The following is a 16,435-nucleotide window of genomic DNA, read 5'->3' as shown; positions in this document are numbered from 1 at the left end:
GAATCCGCCACCGCATTCCTCTACGCCGCGGCCGTCATGATCCTCGTCAGACGCATCGCACGCCACTCATGAGCAGTTTCGGCACGGACTCTTAGAGCCCTTAGCCGCGTAAGAGATCCAGCCTGAGACTGCCTGCAATGTTCTGAAGCAGCATTAGTGACTGCCGAAGCGTGGCTGGAGGTTCGCCCAGTGCCTCAGCAATGTCTTCCTTCACGTCAGCGGCTATGTCTACGACTTCGATCGCTTCTTCAACGTTGATCACCGAACGCGCGATCAGGGCGTGGATAAGGCTTTCGACAAGCAGCAACGCTGCCTGGCCGTGGGCGTCGGGGCCCTTGGTGCCGGCGAAGGGTGATGCCTCGTTGTTGTCGTTGACAGTGTCTGAGGTCATGCTTTTTGCTCGCGTTGGCGAGAGCGTTGTATCTCTCAGTCGCCGGAGTCACGATCGAGACCGACGATCCACTACACATAGCGAGCCAATCCCCTGATCGCCATTACCTAAATCAACTTTCGACATTAACTTTGGACAATATTAAACGTTACCACTTCGTGGGAGTGTGCGCCCATGGGTAATCGGTTTGTCGAGAAGTTGCAGGGATTCGGAAGGCTTGGCGCGGAAGACATCTCCGCGCTTCTCAGCGCAACCACTGGACCGCGCCACGTTGCTCCTCGTACCGATCTGATACGGGAGGGTGACCGGCCCGGCCCGGTCTTTGTCGTCCTAAACGGGTGGGCGTGCCGGTACAAAATCCTGCCGAACGGAACCCGACAGATACTTGCGTATCTGATGCCGGGCGATTCCTGCGACCTTCACATCGGGCTTCTTCACGAGATGGATCACAGCATTCAGACCATCACGGATGCCGTCGTCGCTACCATTGACCGCCAACTGATGGATACGATCATGGACCGTCACCCCGAAATAGCCAAGGCGATGTATATTGCGCAGCTGGTCGATGAGGGGACGATGAGGGCCTGGATTACGAGCATGGGCCGCCGCAGCAGCATCGAACGTGTCGCGCATCTGATGTGCGAGCTTTATCTGAGAGCCCGCAATATCGGCATCACGAAAGACGGGCATTTCGCTCTCCCCTTATCGCAGACGCTGTTGGCCGATTCACTCGGAATGACCTCGGTGCACTTGAACCGCGTCCTGAGGGAGTTGAAGAAGACCGGCTCAATGACGTTGCAACGCGGCAGCCTGACCATCACGGATCCCATCGCGCTTATGCAGGTTGCCGGCTTTGACGAAAACTACCTACATCGGCGTCTGCGCCGTGTGGCGTAGACTAAGGACCTCTAAACATGCCGCGCTTCGGTTAATTGCCGCTCATGCGAGGATTCTGGCTACTTCGCAGCGATCGGCAGCCGCGCTTCTGGAATACCACCGCGACGATGGTGTTCGAACTCCAAAAACCACCTTACCGTCAATATCTTGGGAGGGCTGAAGCAACCGGCTTTCGTGCCGCCTGCTACCGGGCCAGACTAAACCAATGCCGCGTAACATTGCCGTCATCGTGCCTGATGTCGAAATAGTAGGGATCCCGCCGCAAAGGGCGTGGCATCGTGACGGTTTGCTCACAGCCAGCTCGACCGCTAGATCGTGAGTCGCAGATGTTTCGGACCTGGACGCAGATATTCTGCTGGCGTCCGCCGTGGTTCTCGAAGCTGGATGCGGCGCTCCAACCGGCCGGACAGTGGTCATACGCCTCATAGCCAGGTTTACCCGTGCCGGCTTCGGGGCAGGTGGGCCAGGAGAACCGCCAACTGTTCATCGCCGAGATAAGTCGGTGCATTGGTGGATGACAGGCAGGAATGCTGCGCCATGACGGCTCTGAAGACGATGCACACAGAAGCACCTCGCATCCCCACTCGCTCGCTGCTGCACGGTCGGTTAATGAACTCAGCGTGGCCGTGGACATAATGGCGGCGATGGAAAACTGCCAGACACGGTGCATGTGCCGTCTCCTTTGATCGACTAAGCAGCTAACGGTCAGTTCGTCGGGGATGCCTTCGCGCATCCTCAAACGGCGGGGAGATTTCGAGACCGCGCTCGGCAAGCAGATTGAAATCGGCGATCGGTTGGCGAGACAGCGTCCGGTCGGCGACCTTTGCGCGCCACTCGTCCATGTCGAGCACGTAGGTTGCCCACATGCCGTACCGGGCCGACATGGCGTGCTCCTGCCATGTCAGATAGTGCGCGGGCGCCTGCGCGGTCGCCCGGGCCCAGCCAACCCGCACCATCTCCAATGCGAGGTCGCGGCCGTTCACGGTGCAGCGGCCGCGAGGAACGCCATCGCCATCGTTGCCTTGCACGACGCAGCTCACGCGAGCATGACCAACCGACCGCTTCAACCACGCCTTCGCCAACGGACCGCAAGGCACCGGCTTGAGGATCGCATTCTCGCCGTGCCGGCGCGCATCGTAGGACCATTGGGCAAGTTCACACGTGTCGATCGAGGCCAGGCGCACCTCCTGGCCGTTCTGCGGAAACCACAGAGTGTGCCCATCGACGATTGTTGCGCGGCCGGAGATTTCGGTCACATGGCCGCGGTAGGGAACTGAACCGATCCCGACCGAAGGTTCTCGACTGCCCTGCAACAGATCAGCCGCATGGGAAGCACCGGTAAAGGCGATCACCAGCAGCGCGAGCATGCCGGACCTAACGCCGACGGCTCGCGTCATGGCATGGACTCCCGCCCTGCCATGCTCTGGAGAGGGGGGAGGGACGTTCATTGCGCAGCGACCCTCGGGTCCACCCACATGCCGTAGCCGCGACGACCGATAGCCTCGGCCTCCTTAAGGTCGGGGCGCGCCAGCGACCCGTCAGGGCGCTTGGCGATACGGTGGCTGCCGAGCGAGACCAATTCTTCCTCGAACATGTCGATCGTGTCGAGGCTACCTGGATAGTGATAGTAGCCATAGCAGGTGACATTCTGTACGGACCCGCCGCTCTCGCTGACAAAAGCCCTGCAGAATATGACCCGCGGTGACTGCAGAAGGGTTTCCAGCCCGTGTCGAGCGTAGTCGTCGCAGGTGCCCGCAAATTCCTCCTTCCGGTTGACCATGTCGCCCTCACACGGCTCGATCCCGAACAGGCGCACGGTCAAATTTGCGTCGACGCGAAAAGCGGTTGCCGAGATGGCCTTGAAGCCCGACGCGGAGGCAAAGCCTTCGCGCTCTGACACCTGTCCATGACCGTCATAATATTCCATGACCAGCACCGTCCTTCCGGGCGCCGCCAATGAACGAATGTACGCCTCGTCCACAGGCTCGGCCGCATAGGCTGGCAGAAGCGCGCTAATCGCCAATAGGCAACAGGCTGTTCGTCTCATTGAGAGTCGGCTCCAACGTCTGATCGTGCCCGACATTGAAACGCCTCTTTGGCGATTGCAAGAAAAAATCACAATCAAATTGACATTGTTTTTTTACTCGCCTATCGATTCCCGCATTCGACGTCCAGTTCCGGGATGCAACATGGCGAAGCAGCCATCATCACTCTCCGCCGCGCCGCTTATAGCGGCGACCATCATCACAGGTGGCCTTTCGCTTGCTTCGGTTCACGCAATGCCGGCCGAGGCTCTGGTTGAACCCTCGACAGGCCTCGTCCCGCCAGGCGCAGTTGCATCGCAAGGTCGTGAGCTGCCGTCGCCTGACACGGTTGACGAGGCGCGCTGGGCAACGCAGCAGGACGACTACGTGCTGAGCGAAAGCGGTCATGTCGGTCGTAGAGGCGAGCCGGCGGGTGCCAGGGAAGCGACGTCGACCGGCGCGACCGGCCCGGAGGATCTTCACAACTATTTTGGTGGTGGCGCTAACAGCTATTTGCAGTGCGATCATCCACCGGTGTCGCCTGAACAAATCGCCCGTCTCGTCATCGAGGCGGCACAGCGACATCAGGTCGATCCCCGATTTGCCATCGCTGTCGTAACCGCCGAGAGCCGGCTCGAGCGCCAGCACAGCTCGGCAACCGATGCGATCTGGCCGATGCGGCTCCGACCTGAGACCGCCGAGCGGTTCGCCGTCACCGACATCTGCGACGCCGCGCAAAGCATCGATGTCGGGGTGCGCTACCTGCGCCAACTGACTGACGAGTTTCACAGTCCGCTGCTTGTCGCTGCCGCCTACCACGCTGGCGAGAGCCGCGTGCGGGAGCATCGCGGCATTCCCCCAATGCCGGATACCGTCGAATTCGTCGCCCAAGTCCTCAATGCCAAATTGAGCCTTGCGGGCCGCAGCCCGACCGCATACGCGCTGCCGCCCTCACCGAATGAGGGCCACGGTTCTGAGGATGCCAGCGGGGTCATCACATTGCGCGAGCGCCGACAGTGGGTCGGCGGGGTCATGCATTTCTAGCCGGAGGTCACCATGAACGAAATTTCGAATTTGATGACGACCCGGGTCGTGATGCGCCCGCTGGCGATCAGCGCGATCCTGATCTCCAGCCTCGCCATGGCCGAACCCGCCTTTGCGCAGAGCTCCAGCGCCTTCGCACCGCTCGAGACCGCCGTGCAGATGATCGTCGATTTCATCACAGGACCATTCGGACGCCTGCTGGCGATCATCGCGGTCATCGCGCTCGGCTTCCTCGCCTTCGCAGGGCGGCTCTCCTGGTTCACAGCCGGCGCGGTCGTGCTCGGCATCGGTCTGGTCTTCGGCGCACCTGCGATTGTCGACGAGATGATCGCGGCGGTTGGAAGCTGACCATGGCCAAGTTCGCCGACGAGAAACCTCAACTGACGCCGCTGATCATCGGCCTGACCCGGCCACCCATGATGTGGGGCATCCCGCTGAACGCCTTCTACATCATCGTCGGCTTCACGCTGATCGCCTTCCTTGTGAGTTCGAGCTTCTGGTCGGTACTGATCGCACCGCTGATTTACCTCGCGCTGTTTGCGCTTTGCACGAGCGACATTCGCGTCCTCGACATTGCCCAGGTGGTTGGGCGTCGAACGCCGCGAACGCGGAACCGGCTGTTCTGGCGCACAAATTCTTTCGGACCATGATCATGCTGAGCGTCGTTGCCGAGGAATTGGGGTTCGGGCGAGAAAGCCGGCGCGATCGGCCGATATCGTCCCACATTCCGTATCTCCGCCATGTCGCCGATACGGTGATAGGGCTCGAAAGCGGCTCCATCGCATCCGTGATCAGGCTGGACGGACTGTTTTTCCAGACGGAGGATCAGGCCGAGCTCAATATGCGCGCCGTTGTGCAGAACACGATGATCCGCGCGCTCGGCTCCAGCCGCTATGCGCTTTGGTCGACGGTCGTGCGCAAGGAAGTCAAGCCGACGATCGGCGGCAGCTTCTCCGACCCGTTCTGCGCGCTTCTTGACGAGCGCTACATGGCGTCGCTGGACGCCAAGCGCATGTTCACCAACGAGCTCTATTTGACGATCGTTCGCTCCGGCATGCGCGGCGCGCTTGGGACCGCCGAAATGTTTTCCCGCCTTCTTGATCGGTCCTCTGGTGCCGACGTGCGACAGCAGCGTATGCACGAGCAGATTAACGAGCTCGAAGAGGTCGTTGGCAACGTCACGCGAGAGCTGCAGAAATATGGTGCCCGGCCGCTCGGCATCGTCTATCGCAACGGCGATCCGTATTCCGAACCTTGCGCCTTTTTTAACACCTTGCTGACCTGCGGCCTCGCGCGCGACATGCGTCTGCCGCGCATGGGCATCCGCAATTATGTCGGCACATCGCGCCTGCACTTTTCCAAGCGCACGATGCAGGCCCAGGGGCCGACGGACGCCGACAACCGTTTCGGTGCAATGCTCTCGATCAAGGAATATCCCCCGTTCTCCGGGCCCGGCATGCTCGACGGTCTTCTGCAGAGGAACCACGAGTTCATCTGCACACAATCGTTTACGCTCGCCGACAAGCCGATCGCCCAGGAGCGCATCTCTCGCTTGCAGCGTCAAATCCATGCCTCAGATGAATCAGGCAGCACCGTCGAGACCGACATCGACTTTGCGCTGAACAGCTTGCTCAACCAAGAGGCCGTGTTCGGCTATCACCATTTCAGCCTGCTTTGCCTGTCGCGCGAGCTCTCCGAGCTGGACAAGGCTGTAGCCGAGCTCGGCTCCTGCCTGACCGACATGAACATCAACTGGCTTCGAGAAGACCTCAATCTGGAGGCGTCCTTCTGGGCGCAGCTGCCAGGCAATCATGCCTACATCGCGCGTTCCTGCATGTTGTCGAGCGCAAACTTCTCCGGGTTCTCGTCGCTGCACAATTTCGCGACGGGGCAGGGGAGCGGGGTCCACTGGGGCTTGCCGATCTCGATCCTGGAGACGACGTCGCAGACGCCCTACTGGTTCAACTTCCACCAGCGTGACATCGGCCATTTTCTGGTGACCGGTCCGACCGGGTCCGGCAAGACAGTCGCGCTGACATTCCTGCTCGCCCAGGCGTTCCGTATTTCGCCGGAACCAAAGGCCGTCTTTTTCGATAAGGATCGTGGCGCCGAAATCTTCGTGCGCGCCGTCGGAGGCGCCTACGAAGTGCTGCAGCCAGGCGTCGCAACCGGCTTCAATCCGCTGCAACTCGAAAACAATGCCGCCAACCGCGAATTCCTGCATCGCCTGCTCAAGGCCATGCTCGATCCGTCTGACGACAGGGGCTTTTCCCAGGAAGAAGATGACACGCTTGAGAGAGCAATCGGCCGCATATGCCAGGAACCGGTCGAGCAGCGCACGCTCGCCAACCTGTCCGGTCTCCTGATGGGTCGGGCGCGATCCGACGCCAACGATCTCCAGTCACGCTTACGCCCTTGGTGCGAGGGCGAGAAGGCCTGGCTCTTCAACGCACCGCGCGATGTTCTGTCGTTTTCCGGTCGCAGAATCTTCGGCTTCGATATGACCCACATTCTCGACAATAGGGAAGTGCGTACGCCGGCGCTGATGTATCTCTACCACCGGCTGGATGAGTTGCTCACCGGCGAGCCGGTCATGATCTTCATGGACGAGGGCTGGAAGCTTCTACAGGACCCGCTCTTTTCCAGTTACATCGTCGACAAGATGAAGACGATCCGCAAGCTCAACGGGATCGTCGGTTTCGGCACCCAGTCCGCGGCCGACATCGCCCGTGCGCCGCAGTCCCATACACTGATCGAGCAGTCCGCGACGACCCTGCATTTTCCCAATCCGCGCGCCGATGAAGAAAACTACGTCCGCCGCTTCGGCCTGACTGCAAAGGAATTTTCGTTCATCCGCAATACGCCGCCAGAGCGGCGCAACTTTCTGATCAAGCATGGCAACGACTCCGTCATTGCCCGCCTCGACCTATCCTCAATGCCGGACCTGGTACGCGTGATGTCGGGTCGTAAGGAGACGATCGAACAGTGCGCGGCACTGCGCGAACGCCTGGGCGACGATCCAGCGAACTGGTTGTCCGAATTCTGCGGATGGAGCCGTGCGGCATGATCAGGCTGAACATCCTTCCTTTGGCTCTCCTGCCGGCTATCGCCGTGTCGCCCGCCTTCGCAGATATTCCGACCCTCGACGGCACGGGCCTCCACGAACGCGCCGATCGCGACCGCAAGACCGGCGAGATCGAAAAGGTCGACGAGGCCCGTTACGTCAACAACCAGAGCGTAACGTGCTCAATGTACCGGCATGGCCCCAAGGGCGATCCGATCGGCGCGGCGAATGCCAATCCGGCGATTGTTGGAATGGTTCGGAGGATCGCACGCGAGGAGGGAATAAACGAGAACCAATTCCTGGCGCTCGTCTATCAGGAAAGCCGATTCAATCCGTGCGCTCACTCATCCGCCGGCGCGATCGGACTGGCCCAGCTGATGCCGGGCACGGCCGTGGATCTTGGCGTCGATCCGCACAATATCCAACAGAACCTTCGCGGTGGCGCGCGCTACTTCAAGCAACAGCTGCGCCGCTACGACGGCAATGTCCTGCTGGCGCTCGCAGCCTACAATGCCGGCCACGGCAATGTGAGCAAATATGGCGGCATTCCCCCGTTCAAGGAAACGCGAGGTTATGTGGCGAGCATCACGCAAAAGTGGCTACCGGCCTTCGGCGGCTCCGACAAATCAGGCATTCCGCTGAATTACGGCGGCGGCAGCGATTATGAAAGCGCCCGCGCCAGCACGATCAACGCAATGGGCCTGACTGCAGCGGTCGCCGATGGATCCAACGACGTTTTGTCCTGGCTGCACCAGTTGGGAGCGATGGGAACCGGCACGATTCAGGACAGCTGGGACCACAACTCCGGAGCGCGCGGTGCCAATGTCGAACTGATGAACCGGCTGATCCAGCTGGGAACCACATTCGCGGATCTCATCAATTCCAACAACGCGATCACGCTCGGCGACATGTCGGGGGCGAACCGCTCGACCGCCTACCTCGGCCAGGAAGAGGACGATGAACGACCGGTCGCCGGCCAATGCGAAGCGCGGCAAGGCTTCGAATGGGATGACGCTGCCACGGCTTGTGTACTGCGTATCGACGCGCAGGCCGAACTGCTTCTCGAAACGCACTGATTGAGGGAGATCAACGTGAACCGAGCACTGGCTATTCTGACGCTGATCGGCACGGCCTGTTCGCCGGCTGCAGCCGACATTCCGGTCATCGACAAGACCAACTATGCCGTCGCGCGTGACACCGCCGAAAAGACGGCAAACATCCTCGACACCAACAAGGAGATCCTCACAACAGTCGAGGACACGCTCAAGGCAGTGACCGGGGAGCGCGGCAGTGATGCCGGTCCGCTAAAGGACATTGCCATCGGCAACGGTTTCAGCGTGTCGTCGATGCCGTCCTTCAACGACCTCCTGAAAGGCGGGACTGCCGATTTCGGGTCGCTCGATCCCAAGATCGTAGAAGCCGCCACGCTCTTCATCAACGGCCTCCAGCTTGTGCGTTCGCTGTCCGGCAAGGAGGACAGTTCGCTTTCCAGCGACAAGTCCTACGAAGAACTCATGAAGACGGTGATAGGCGTGTCGGCGCTGATCAACGGATCCCAGCAGGCGGTCGAGGCGCGTCGCTCCGCGCTCGAAACTGCGGGCGGCGAGATCGGCAAGGCTGAGGACATCAAAGGCTCAATCGACCAGAACACCCAACTTCAGGTTCAGACCGGGCTCACTCTCAATGAGATGATCGGCGTCCTCAATGCAGGGGTGCAGTCCCTGCATGCCGAGAACCAGCGCAAGCTCACCGACATGTCGAACACCCGCAAGGCATTGCGCTACGAATGATGGGCCGTGGATGGATCTTGACCGCTGCAATGCTCTTTGTGGCCATCGTCACCAGTGGATGCGGCACGCCGCGCGAAAAGACCGCGCCGTGCAAGAGGCCTGCGAACCTTGCGAGCTACGCGCCGGTAGGTGAATGCGGGGCCATGCACTCGCTCAACAACGACCGGGCCGCCGCGTTGGCGGCGATCCGGGAACTGTCGCCGGCGGACGACGAATAGGGCAGGGCGGTGGAAGACTTCATTGGCCAATTGCTGGATCGCATCGACGCGTCGGGACAGAACTTTTCACAGCGCGCCTATGAGGCACTGAGCCAGGACCTGGAGCCGCTCCTTCGCCTTTTGTTCATTCTCGTCGTCCTGTTCTATGGCGTTAGGCTCTTTCTTGGAACGTCGCGTCTCAGCGTTGCCGAAATCATCGGCAGGTTGGTACGCGGCTTCGTCATCCTGGTGCTGGTCGGCACCTGGTCGAATTTCAACGCCCTCCTTTATGAGTGGTTGACTGAGGTCCCTGAGGCGGCGGGTCGAGCTATTCTGTTTGCCTCCGGCACCGGCGTCACCGAGCCCACCCATGGGCTTTCCCAGATATGGAAGACGGCCAATGTCGCGGCCGCGGCCTTTGCCGAGCAGGCCGGCTATCTGTCGGTACTCCCGGCTCTGGTCGGCATGATCATCATGGTGTTTGCCGGCGTCTTCGTTGCAATTGCCCTCGGCATTCTCGTGCTGGCGAAAGTGATCCTTTGGGTGTTGATGGGCACTGCGCCGATATTCATTTCGTGCTTCTTTTTCGATGCAACACGCAACTACGCCATTGGTTGGCTGAACCAATCGCTGCTCTACGCGATCATCCCGCTGTTCGTTTATGTCATCGCCGCCTTTCTGATCGCCGCGATGGAGCCGGAACTCACGGCGATCGACGCTATCTCAGGCAATCGGGAACTGAAGCTCAGCGACTTCGCAGCCTTCATATTGTTGTGCGTCGCCGGCGCATTTGTCCTGTTCCAGGTCCAGACGCTTGCGCAGGGAATTGTCGGAGCGTTTGCTACTGCGATTGGTCATGAGTCTCGCCGTCACGCCTACCGCGGCGTCTACCTGAGCCGCGAGGCAATCGGGCAGTCCGGCCGCCAGACGCAGACTGCGTTGCATCGCGTCCAGGCCCGACTGCATACGCCGCCTCCGAACGGCGCGGGCGCCTCCATGCAGCGCGCGATCGCATCCAACGGCACCCCACCACAAACATGACGGCCAGTCGAGGCTTGACCGTGAACGGCAGGGATTGAACAGGGATGGCTGAAAAACCCGAGATCGCGCTGCGCTCCTATTTCCAACAGGGAGACGTCTGGGAGCAGGAGATATTCAAGCGCGCAAAACGTTCGGCGCGCGTTGCGTGGTTGTTCTCGATCGTCTTTGCCGGAATTGCCTTGCTCAGCCTTGTTGCGGTCGTGCTGATGCTGCCCTTGAAGGACTTCGAGCCCTACATCGTCACCGTCGACCAAACAACGGGCTATATCGAGGTCAAGTCAGGGCTGACACGGCCGGCCAATTTGACCGAACAGCAGGCTGTTACACAGGCCAATGTCGTGCGGTACATCCGAGCGCGGGAAGGCTACGACCCGTACGCCATCAAGGAGAATTTCGGGATCGCGGCGCTGCTCTCCACAGACGAGGCGGCACGCGAGTTGCAGGCGCTCTACAGCGCAGCAAACGCCAAAAACCCCGCCAAGGTCTATGGGCGGCTGAAGCGGGTGCTGGTCGATATCAAATCGGTGACCTTCCCGAACGCCAGCACGGCGATCGTCAGATTCTCGACCAACGAACGCAGCGACACGGAATCGATCGTCCGCCATTGGATTTCGGTCGTCCGCTTCCGCTACACCGATACGCCAATGCGCAACGATTGGCGCTTCGAAAATCCGCTCGGCTTCCAGGTCTACGCTTACCGCCGCGAGCAGGAGACAGTGACCCCCGAGGATGCCCGATGAGGCGCCGTTCGTTCGCAACCGCGCTCGCGCTGATGAGCCTGTGCCTTCCCGCATCGGGCGCACAGATGCCCAAGGGTGGCAAGCTCGACGCCCGCGTGACCAGCGTCACCTATCAGGAAAACAACGTCGTCCAGGTGCACGCCACCTACGGCATCTCGACCATGATCATCTTCGACGAGGAAGAAAAGTTCGAGACCATCTCGCTCGGCGACACGGAAAGCTGGCAGGTTGTGCCCGCAGAGAAGGGCAACATTCTCTTCGTCAAGCCGATTGCCAAGGATGTTGCTACCAACATGAATGTCGTGACCGACAAGCGTATCTATTACCTTGAGCTGCATGACTTCGCGCCGGACGCCGACCGCAAGGTTTTCGGAATCCGCTTTCACTATCCTGAGAAGGAGCTGAACGCCGCGCTGCGGCGGGAGGCCGAGCAGCGCGCCGCATGGCCCAACATCTCCCGCATCGACAAGGCCAAGGTCAACATCGACTACTCGTTTTCCGGCGATGCGCGGCTGAAGCCGCTGATGGTCTTCGACGACGGCAAAAAGACCTTCTTTAAGTTTAGCGCAAGAGTGCCTGCGATCTTCGCGGTGAACTCCGATTTTTCCGAAACACTGCGGAATTTTCGAAGGGAAGGGGACTACATCGTCGTCGATGGCACTGCCACGCAATTCACCCTGCGCGACGGCGACCAGTGGATCTGCATCTTCAATCTCACGGTGCCGGATTTTGGTGCGCCGGACCCTGCCGTCCTAGGACCGGTCGAGGATGGCACGGCGACACGACGGCGCAGGAGCGGCAACGGATGAAGCGCTCACCCGAACTCGAAGCGTTGGCCAGCAATGACGATCCGGTCGTCGCGGGCAGTTCCGTGCGCGGCAAGCACCTGGCGGGCGGTGCAATGCTGATCCTCATCGGCCTGGCGGCGGCTTATCTTGTTCTCGCCAGAGAGCGGACACCGGTGCGGGATATGCTGGAAGGGGACGAGGAGTTCAAGACGACGACATTCCGGCCCCCGTCCTTCGTCCGCGAGGGCGATGACGAGCCTGACCCGGAACTTGCGGCGCCGGAGATTGTCCGGGTTCCACCACCTCCGCCGCCGCCTTCGACGGAAGACGTCGACACGACGCGGTTTGATGTTCCGCCGCCGCCTGCGCCCGATGCGTTGCCTACGCCCCCTGAAACGGCAGAAGTGGCTGCGGAAGAGTTTCCTTCACGCTTTCAGTCGGACCTGGTGGTGATTGATCGTTCCGCCTCTAGTGGCGGCGGGACTTTCACAGCTGGAGAAGGTGAGGGGCTCACTGTCGCTGGCGAGGATCGCAGCAGCAAGTTCCTTTCTGCCGCCGTCGGACTTGGCGACCGCGGCGCCAAGGCGAGGAAGATCGAGCGGATCGACGCGCTGGTTCCTGAGGGAACGCTGATCCCCGGCATCTTGGAAACAGCGATTATCAGCGACCTGCCAGGGCAGGTAAGAGCGATCGTTTCGCAGGATGTCTATTCCTTTGATGGCCGCAGGGTGCTGATTCCGACCGGCACGCGGCTGATCGGGGAATACCAATCCGAGATCATGCGCGGCCAAACACGAATATTCGTCGTTTGGACGCGCATGCTTCGCAATGACGGCATCTCGGTCCGCCTGAACTCGATCGGCGCCGACAGCCTGGGGCGGGCCGGTTTGCCCGGACGCGTCGACAAGAAATTTCGCGAGCGATTTGGCGCAGCCATCTTGTTGTCCATCGTTGGCACCGGCGCCAGTTACCTGACGGGCTACGGCAGCGAGGCTGACGGTGGAGCCGGCGACGACGCGCAGAATGCGGAGGAACGCGCCCGGGAGACACTGGCTCAGACATTCACCGATATGGCCAATGAGGCATTGAATGATTCCCTGCGCATCCCACCGACCATCGGCGTGAACCAGGGTGAACGTATCTTCGTCTTCGTCCGGCAGGATCTCGATTTCTCCGCGCAGTACGAAGACCCCGTCACCGAGGCATTGAGAGAGATCCATCGTGAACGCGGCCTTCCCTGAGCTTACCGCGGACAACCGGCACTATTTTCTCGATCGAGCGCTTGCTCCGCTGAAGCGATTTCTCGACGATCGCGCTGTCGTCGAAGTCTCGGTCAATCGACCGGGCCAGGTCTATGTCGAGCGGCTCGGCTCAGCCCACATGGAGTTTCATGCGGTTCCCGAGCTCACGGCAGGTGAGATCGTGAATATCGGAGAGCGTGTCGCGGCCAGCACCAACCAGTTCATCAGCCCCGCGAGCCCGATGCTGAGTGCGGCCCTCCCGACCGGTGAGCGTATCCAGGTCGTTCTGCCTCCCGCAGCGCCCGATGGCGGCACGCTGTCCATCCGCAAACAGGTCGTTGGCGACTTCACTCTGGAGGACTATCGCGATCAGGGGTCGTTGGATGAGGTGGCGGTCGCGCTGGGTGGCCTGAGCGAGATCGAGCAGACCTTGATCGATCATCTCTCGGTCAGAAACATCTATGGTTTCATTCGCACGGCAATCGTCAATCGCGTGTCGATCCTGATCAGCGGCGGCACATCCAGCGGAAAGACGACCTTTTTGAATGCCTGCCTCAAATCCGTGGATAAGCATGAACGCATCATCACGCTGGAGGACACGCGTGAGCTCTTCCCGCCGCAGAAGAACGCCGTCCATCTGCTTGCGTCGCGCGGCGACCAGGGGACAGCCAGCGTGACGATCCAGTCCTTGCTTGAGGCCTCGTTGCGTATGCGGCCCGATCGGCTATTCGTCGGCGAGGTCAGAGGCTCGGAAGCCTTTGCTTTTCTGCGCGCGATCAACACTGGCCACCCGGGCTCAATGTCCACAGTTCATGCCGACACACCGCTCGGCGCCTATGAGCAGCTCGCCATGATGGTGATGCAGTCCGGCCTGTCGGCGGCCTATCCGAAGGCCGATTTGATCTCATACATTCAAAGTGTCATCCCGATCGTCCTTCAGCTACGCAGGGATGGGGGCCGGCGGGGCGTCTCGGGGATCTTTTTCGCACGCGCAAGAGCGGAGGCGCCATGACCGGCTCGCTACGCTTCATCTATCTCGGCTTCTGCATGGCAGTCGCAATCGCAGTCTGGGTGTTGGCCTACGGTCTCGGATTGCAGCTGTTCTACGGCGACGGCCGTATCTTGCGGACAATCATCACCACCAATCCGCTAGCGCCTTTCCATCAGCTCATGGCGCATAGCGACAGCGGCAGTCTGCGCATGGTTGCCCTCGGCGCGATTGTTCCTGCTGTTCTCGTTGCCAGTATCGTCGCCGTTACCGGTCTGCGCCCGACGTCGAACCCGCTCGGGGATGCACGCTTCCAGACCGCAATGTCCTTGCGGCAGGGCAGGTGGTTTCGCCGAAAAGGCAAAATCCTTGGCCGCTTCGGTCGCAGAATCCTTCGCGTCGATGATGATCGCCACCATTTGATCATCGGGCCGACCCGGTCGGGGAAGGGTGCTTGTTATGTCATTCCCAACGCGCTCTGCCACGAAGGCTCGTTGATCGTCTCCGACCTCAAGGGCGAGATTTTCGCGAGCACGGCAGGCTACCGCAAGTCGAGGGGTAACCAGGTATTCCTGTTCGCACCCGGATCTAGGCGGACGCACCGCTACAATCCGCTCGATTTCATCCGTCCTGATCGCGGCGACCGCACCACCGACATCCAGAACATGGCAGCCATTCTCGTCCCGGAAGCGACCGAGTCAGAGAATTCGATTTGGCAGGCAACAGCGCAGCAGGTCATCGCCGGTGTCATCAGCTACATCAGCGAGAGTGTCTGGTACGATGGCCGGCGCAATCTTGGCGAAGTGACAGCCTTCTTCAACAGCGGCGTCGATCTGCAGGCGCTGATGACGCTCATCAAGAAGCGCGAGCCAAACCTGTCCCGCTTTACCGTAGAAAGCTTCAATGCCTACATCGCCCTGTCAGAGCGCGCCGCTGCGTCGGCGCTCCTCGATATTCAGAAGGCACTGAGACCATTTCGCAATGAGCGCGTGGTCGCCGCAACTGGCGTAACGGATATGGATCTGCGCGCGCTGAAGCATCGACCGATCTCTATTTACCTCGCGCCGAACGTCACCGATATCACGCTTCTGCGGCCTCTGCTCGCTCTCTTCGTACAGCAAACCCTCGACGTGCTCTTGCTAGAGCATCGTCAGCCATCGGTGCCGGTCTTTTTCCTGCTCGACGAGTTTCGCCAGCTCAAGAAGATGTTGGAGATTACGACCAAGCTTCCCTATGTCGCCGGCTATAACATCAAGATGGCCTTCGTAATCCAGGACATCAAAAATCTCGATGAGATCTACGGCGAAACCTCACGACACTCTCTGATAGGCAATTGCGGTTACCAGCTCGTTCTCGGCGCCAATGACCAGGTGACTGCGGAAGCGGTCTCGAAAAGCCTGGGCAAGCGAACCGTGCGCTATAGAACCGAATCCCGCACGATCGAACTGATGGGTCTGCACCGCCGCACCAAAGTCGAGCAACTGCGCGAGCGCGATCTCATGATGGCGCAAGAGGTCAGGCAGATGCCGGGAGACAAGATGATCATTCTGGCAGAAGGACAGGGGCCGCTCTTTGCGGACAAATTACGGTTCTTTCGGACCGCGCCCTTCAGGGCCTTGGAACGGTTTTCCCGCGCCAACGTGCCGTTTGTGCCAGCGACAGAGTTCATGCCGACGCGCCCGATCCCCGCGATCACGACCGGATACGTCGGGGAAGAAATGCGTCCCATTGACCGAAAAGCTAGCCGGCCGGCATCCACCCCGCAAATGCACAGCGGTGAGGTCCTGAAAAATGGCTCATCAGAGCTTCCGTTACGCGTTGGCACCCATCAAGCCGGCGAACACAGAGAGCACCTCAAAGCCATCGAGAGGCGCTTCGTCCCGGCAGCACGCAGGTTGAGAACGCTGGTGACGGCACGCTCAAAGTCATCCAGCGATTGTGGATGGTCGAAGATCTTTGACGAGACCATTCCGGATGAGGTGGCTGACGGGATAGGGACCAGCTGACCCACGTCGTGAACTTGAGCGTAGCTCGAGATTGAGGCCAGACGGGTTATGGCTCATACAATCTCCCCCCGCCTTTCCATATCAGCGTCAGTTCCATAATGAAGCTTATGCGACTTTTGTTTGTGGTGTGGTGGGTTCTAATTCGAAGTGCGACTTTGTAGCGATACCAATGGCTTATCGCATGCAAGGAACCACCCATGAAACGCACGTACTCCCAAATCGAT

General features: G+C 60.3%; 17 protein-coding genes. 14 read left to right on the top strand and 3 right to left on the bottom strand.

The window, feature by feature from the left end:
- Positions 1-100: 100 nt before the first annotated feature.
- Positions 101-391 (bottom strand): hypothetical protein, encoded by a 291-nt coding sequence (locus ACVJNE_RS24105; RefSeq protein ID WP_499569257.1) that lies wholly within the window; start codon positions 389-391, stop codon positions 101-103.
- Positions 392-565: 174 nt separating this feature from the next.
- On the opposite strand from ACVJNE_RS24105, the gene ACVJNE_RS24100 reads away from it, so the two are divergent.
- Entirely contained in the window at positions 566-1,288 is a 723-nt protein-coding gene (locus ACVJNE_RS24100) for a Crp/Fnr family transcriptional regulator (RefSeq protein WP_499569256.1), read from the top strand.
- 698 nt (positions 1,289-1,986) lie between these two features.
- Here ACVJNE_RS24100 and ACVJNE_RS24095 read toward each other — a convergent pair.
- The gene (locus ACVJNE_RS24095) at positions 1,987-2,655 is read right to left on the bottom strand and encodes a thermonuclease family protein (protein ID WP_499569255.1); all 669 of its coding nucleotides are present in this window, start codon (positions 2,653-2,655) and stop codon (positions 1,987-1,989) included.
- 77 nt (positions 2,656-2,732) lie between these two features.
- Positions 2,733-3,335, bottom strand: coding sequence for a hypothetical protein (locus tag ACVJNE_RS24090; protein ID WP_499569254.1), 603 nt, complete (start codon positions 3,333-3,335; stop codon positions 2,733-2,735).
- Between the two features lie 142 nt (positions 3,336-3,477).
- On the opposite strand from ACVJNE_RS24090, the gene ACVJNE_RS24085 reads away from it, so the two are divergent.
- From ACVJNE_RS24085 to ACVJNE_RS24025, 13 genes are read left to right on the top strand one after another with little or no spacing between them, the layout of a single operon-like run.
- Entirely contained in the window at positions 3,478-4,356 is an 879-nt protein-coding gene (locus ACVJNE_RS24085; protein WP_499569253.1) for a lytic transglycosylase domain-containing protein, read from the top strand.
- A 51-nt stretch (positions 4,357-4,407) separates the two neighbouring features.
- The gene (locus ACVJNE_RS24080) at positions 4,408-4,704 is read left to right on the top strand and encodes a TrbC/VirB2 family type IV secretion system protein (protein ID WP_368804794.1); all 297 of its coding nucleotides are present in this window, start codon (positions 4,408-4,410) and stop codon (positions 4,702-4,704) included.
- 2 nt (positions 4,705-4,706) lie between these two features.
- On the top strand, positions 4,707-5,006 hold the full coding sequence (locus ACVJNE_RS24075; protein ID WP_368804749.1) for a VirB3 family type IV secretion system protein: 300 nt from the start codon (positions 4,707-4,709) through the stop codon (positions 5,004-5,006).
- 2 nt (positions 5,007-5,008) lie between these two features.
- Positions 5,009-7,423, top strand: coding sequence for a VirB4 family type IV secretion/conjugal transfer ATPase (locus ACVJNE_RS24070; protein ID WP_499569252.1), 2,415 nt, complete (start codon positions 5,009-5,011; stop codon positions 7,421-7,423).
- Positions 7,420-8,496, top strand: coding sequence for a lytic transglycosylase domain-containing protein (locus tag ACVJNE_RS24065; RefSeq protein ID WP_499569251.1), 1,077 nt, complete (start codon positions 7,420-7,422; stop codon positions 8,494-8,496). Before ACVJNE_RS24070 ends, ACVJNE_RS24065 begins: the two co-directional genes overlap by 4 nt.
- Positions 8,497-8,511: 15 nt before the next feature.
- Positions 8,512-9,210 carry a type IV secretion system protein gene (locus ACVJNE_RS24060; protein ID WP_499569250.1) on the top strand — a complete coding sequence of 233 codons (699 nt, stop codon included), beginning with the start codon at positions 8,512-8,514 and terminating at the stop codon, positions 9,208-9,210.
- Complete coding sequence (locus ACVJNE_RS24055) at positions 9,210-9,428, top strand: hypothetical protein (protein WP_499569258.1); 219 nt, start codon at positions 9,210-9,212, stop codon at positions 9,426-9,428. Before ACVJNE_RS24060 ends, ACVJNE_RS24055 begins: the two co-directional genes overlap by 1 nt.
- A 9-nt stretch (positions 9,429-9,437) precedes the next feature.
- Positions 9,438-10,448: a TrbL/VirB6 family protein gene (locus tag ACVJNE_RS24050; RefSeq protein ID WP_368804745.1), complete on the top strand. Its 1,011-nt coding sequence runs from the start codon at positions 9,438-9,440 to the stop codon at positions 10,446-10,448.
- Positions 10,449-10,492: 44 nt separating this feature from the next.
- Positions 10,493-11,188, top strand: coding sequence for a VirB8 family type IV secretion system protein (locus tag ACVJNE_RS24045; RefSeq protein WP_499569249.1), 696 nt, complete (start codon positions 10,493-10,495; stop codon positions 11,186-11,188).
- A complete protein-coding gene (gene virB9, locus ACVJNE_RS24040; RefSeq protein ID WP_499569248.1) occupies positions 11,185-11,997 on the top strand; it encodes a P-type conjugative transfer protein VirB9 in 813 nt (270 codons plus the stop codon). The genes ACVJNE_RS24045 and virB9 overlap by 4 nt, the downstream gene beginning before the upstream one ends.
- Positions 11,994-13,217 carry a type IV secretion system protein VirB10 gene (gene virB10 / locus ACVJNE_RS24035; protein ID WP_499569247.1) on the top strand — a complete coding sequence of 408 codons (1,224 nt, stop codon included), beginning with the start codon at positions 11,994-11,996 and terminating at the stop codon, positions 13,215-13,217. The genes virB9 and virB10 overlap by 4 nt, the downstream gene beginning before the upstream one ends.
- Positions 13,198-14,229, top strand: a complete 1,032-nt coding sequence (virB11, locus tag ACVJNE_RS24030) for a P-type DNA transfer ATPase VirB11 (protein ID WP_499569246.1) — start codon at positions 13,198-13,200, stop codon at positions 14,227-14,229. The genes virB10 and virB11 overlap by 20 nt, the downstream gene beginning before the upstream one ends.
- Complete coding sequence (locus ACVJNE_RS24025) at positions 14,226-16,211, top strand: type IV secretory system conjugative DNA transfer family protein (RefSeq protein WP_499569245.1); 1,986 nt, start codon at positions 14,226-14,228, stop codon at positions 16,209-16,211. Before virB11 ends, ACVJNE_RS24025 begins: the two co-directional genes overlap by 4 nt.
- Positions 16,212-16,435: the final 224 nt, after the last annotated feature.

This window comes from Mesorhizobium sp. DxT (assembly GCF_058448885.1).
The sequence above is the reverse complement of the archived record's forward strand: the minus strand, read 5'-3'. Positions and strand labels throughout refer to the sequence as shown.

Bases quoted from the DNA above. Each gene is read 5' to 3' on its own strand.
- ACVJNE_RS24025 (WP_499569245.1), top strand. From the start codon at position 14,226: ATGACCGGCTCGCTACGCTTCATCTATCTCGGCTTCTGCATGGCAGTC.
- ACVJNE_RS24070 (WP_499569252.1), top strand. From the start codon at position 5,009: ATGCTGAGCGTCGTTGCCGAGGAATTGGGGTTCGGGCGAGAAAGCCGG.
- ACVJNE_RS24090 (WP_499569254.1), bottom strand. From the start codon at position 3,335: ATGAGACGAACAGCCTGTTGCCTATTGGCGATTAGCGCGCTTCTGCCA.
- ACVJNE_RS24045 (WP_499569249.1), top strand. From the start codon at position 10,493: ATGGCTGAAAAACCCGAGATCGCGCTGCGCTCCTATTTCCAACAGGGA.
- ACVJNE_RS24080 (WP_368804794.1), top strand. From the start codon at position 4,408: ATGCGCCCGCTGGCGATCAGCGCGATCCTGATCTCCAGCCTCGCCATG.
- ACVJNE_RS24055 (WP_499569258.1), top strand. From the start codon at position 9,210: ATGGGCCGTGGATGGATCTTGACCGCTGCAATGCTCTTTGTGGCCATC.
- ACVJNE_RS24085 (WP_499569253.1), top strand. From the start codon at position 3,478: ATGGCGAAGCAGCCATCATCACTCTCCGCCGCGCCGCTTATAGCGGCG.
- virB10 (WP_499569247.1), top strand. From the start codon at position 11,994: ATGAAGCGCTCACCCGAACTCGAAGCGTTGGCCAGCAATGACGATCCG.
- ACVJNE_RS24075 (WP_368804749.1), top strand. From the start codon at position 4,707: ATGGCCAAGTTCGCCGACGAGAAACCTCAACTGACGCCGCTGATCATC.
- ACVJNE_RS24100 (WP_499569256.1), top strand. From the start codon at position 566: ATGGGTAATCGGTTTGTCGAGAAGTTGCAGGGATTCGGAAGGCTTGGC.
- ACVJNE_RS24095 (WP_499569255.1), bottom strand. From the start codon at position 2,655: ATGCTCGCGCTGCTGGTGATCGCCTTTACCGGTGCTTCCCATGCGGCT.
- ACVJNE_RS24105 (WP_499569257.1), bottom strand. From the start codon at position 391: ATGACCTCAGACACTGTCAACGACAACAACGAGGCATCACCCTTCGCC.
- virB9 (WP_499569248.1), top strand. From the start codon at position 11,185: ATGAGGCGCCGTTCGTTCGCAACCGCGCTCGCGCTGATGAGCCTGTGC.
- ACVJNE_RS24065 (WP_499569251.1), top strand. From the start codon at position 7,420: ATGATCAGGCTGAACATCCTTCCTTTGGCTCTCCTGCCGGCTATCGCC.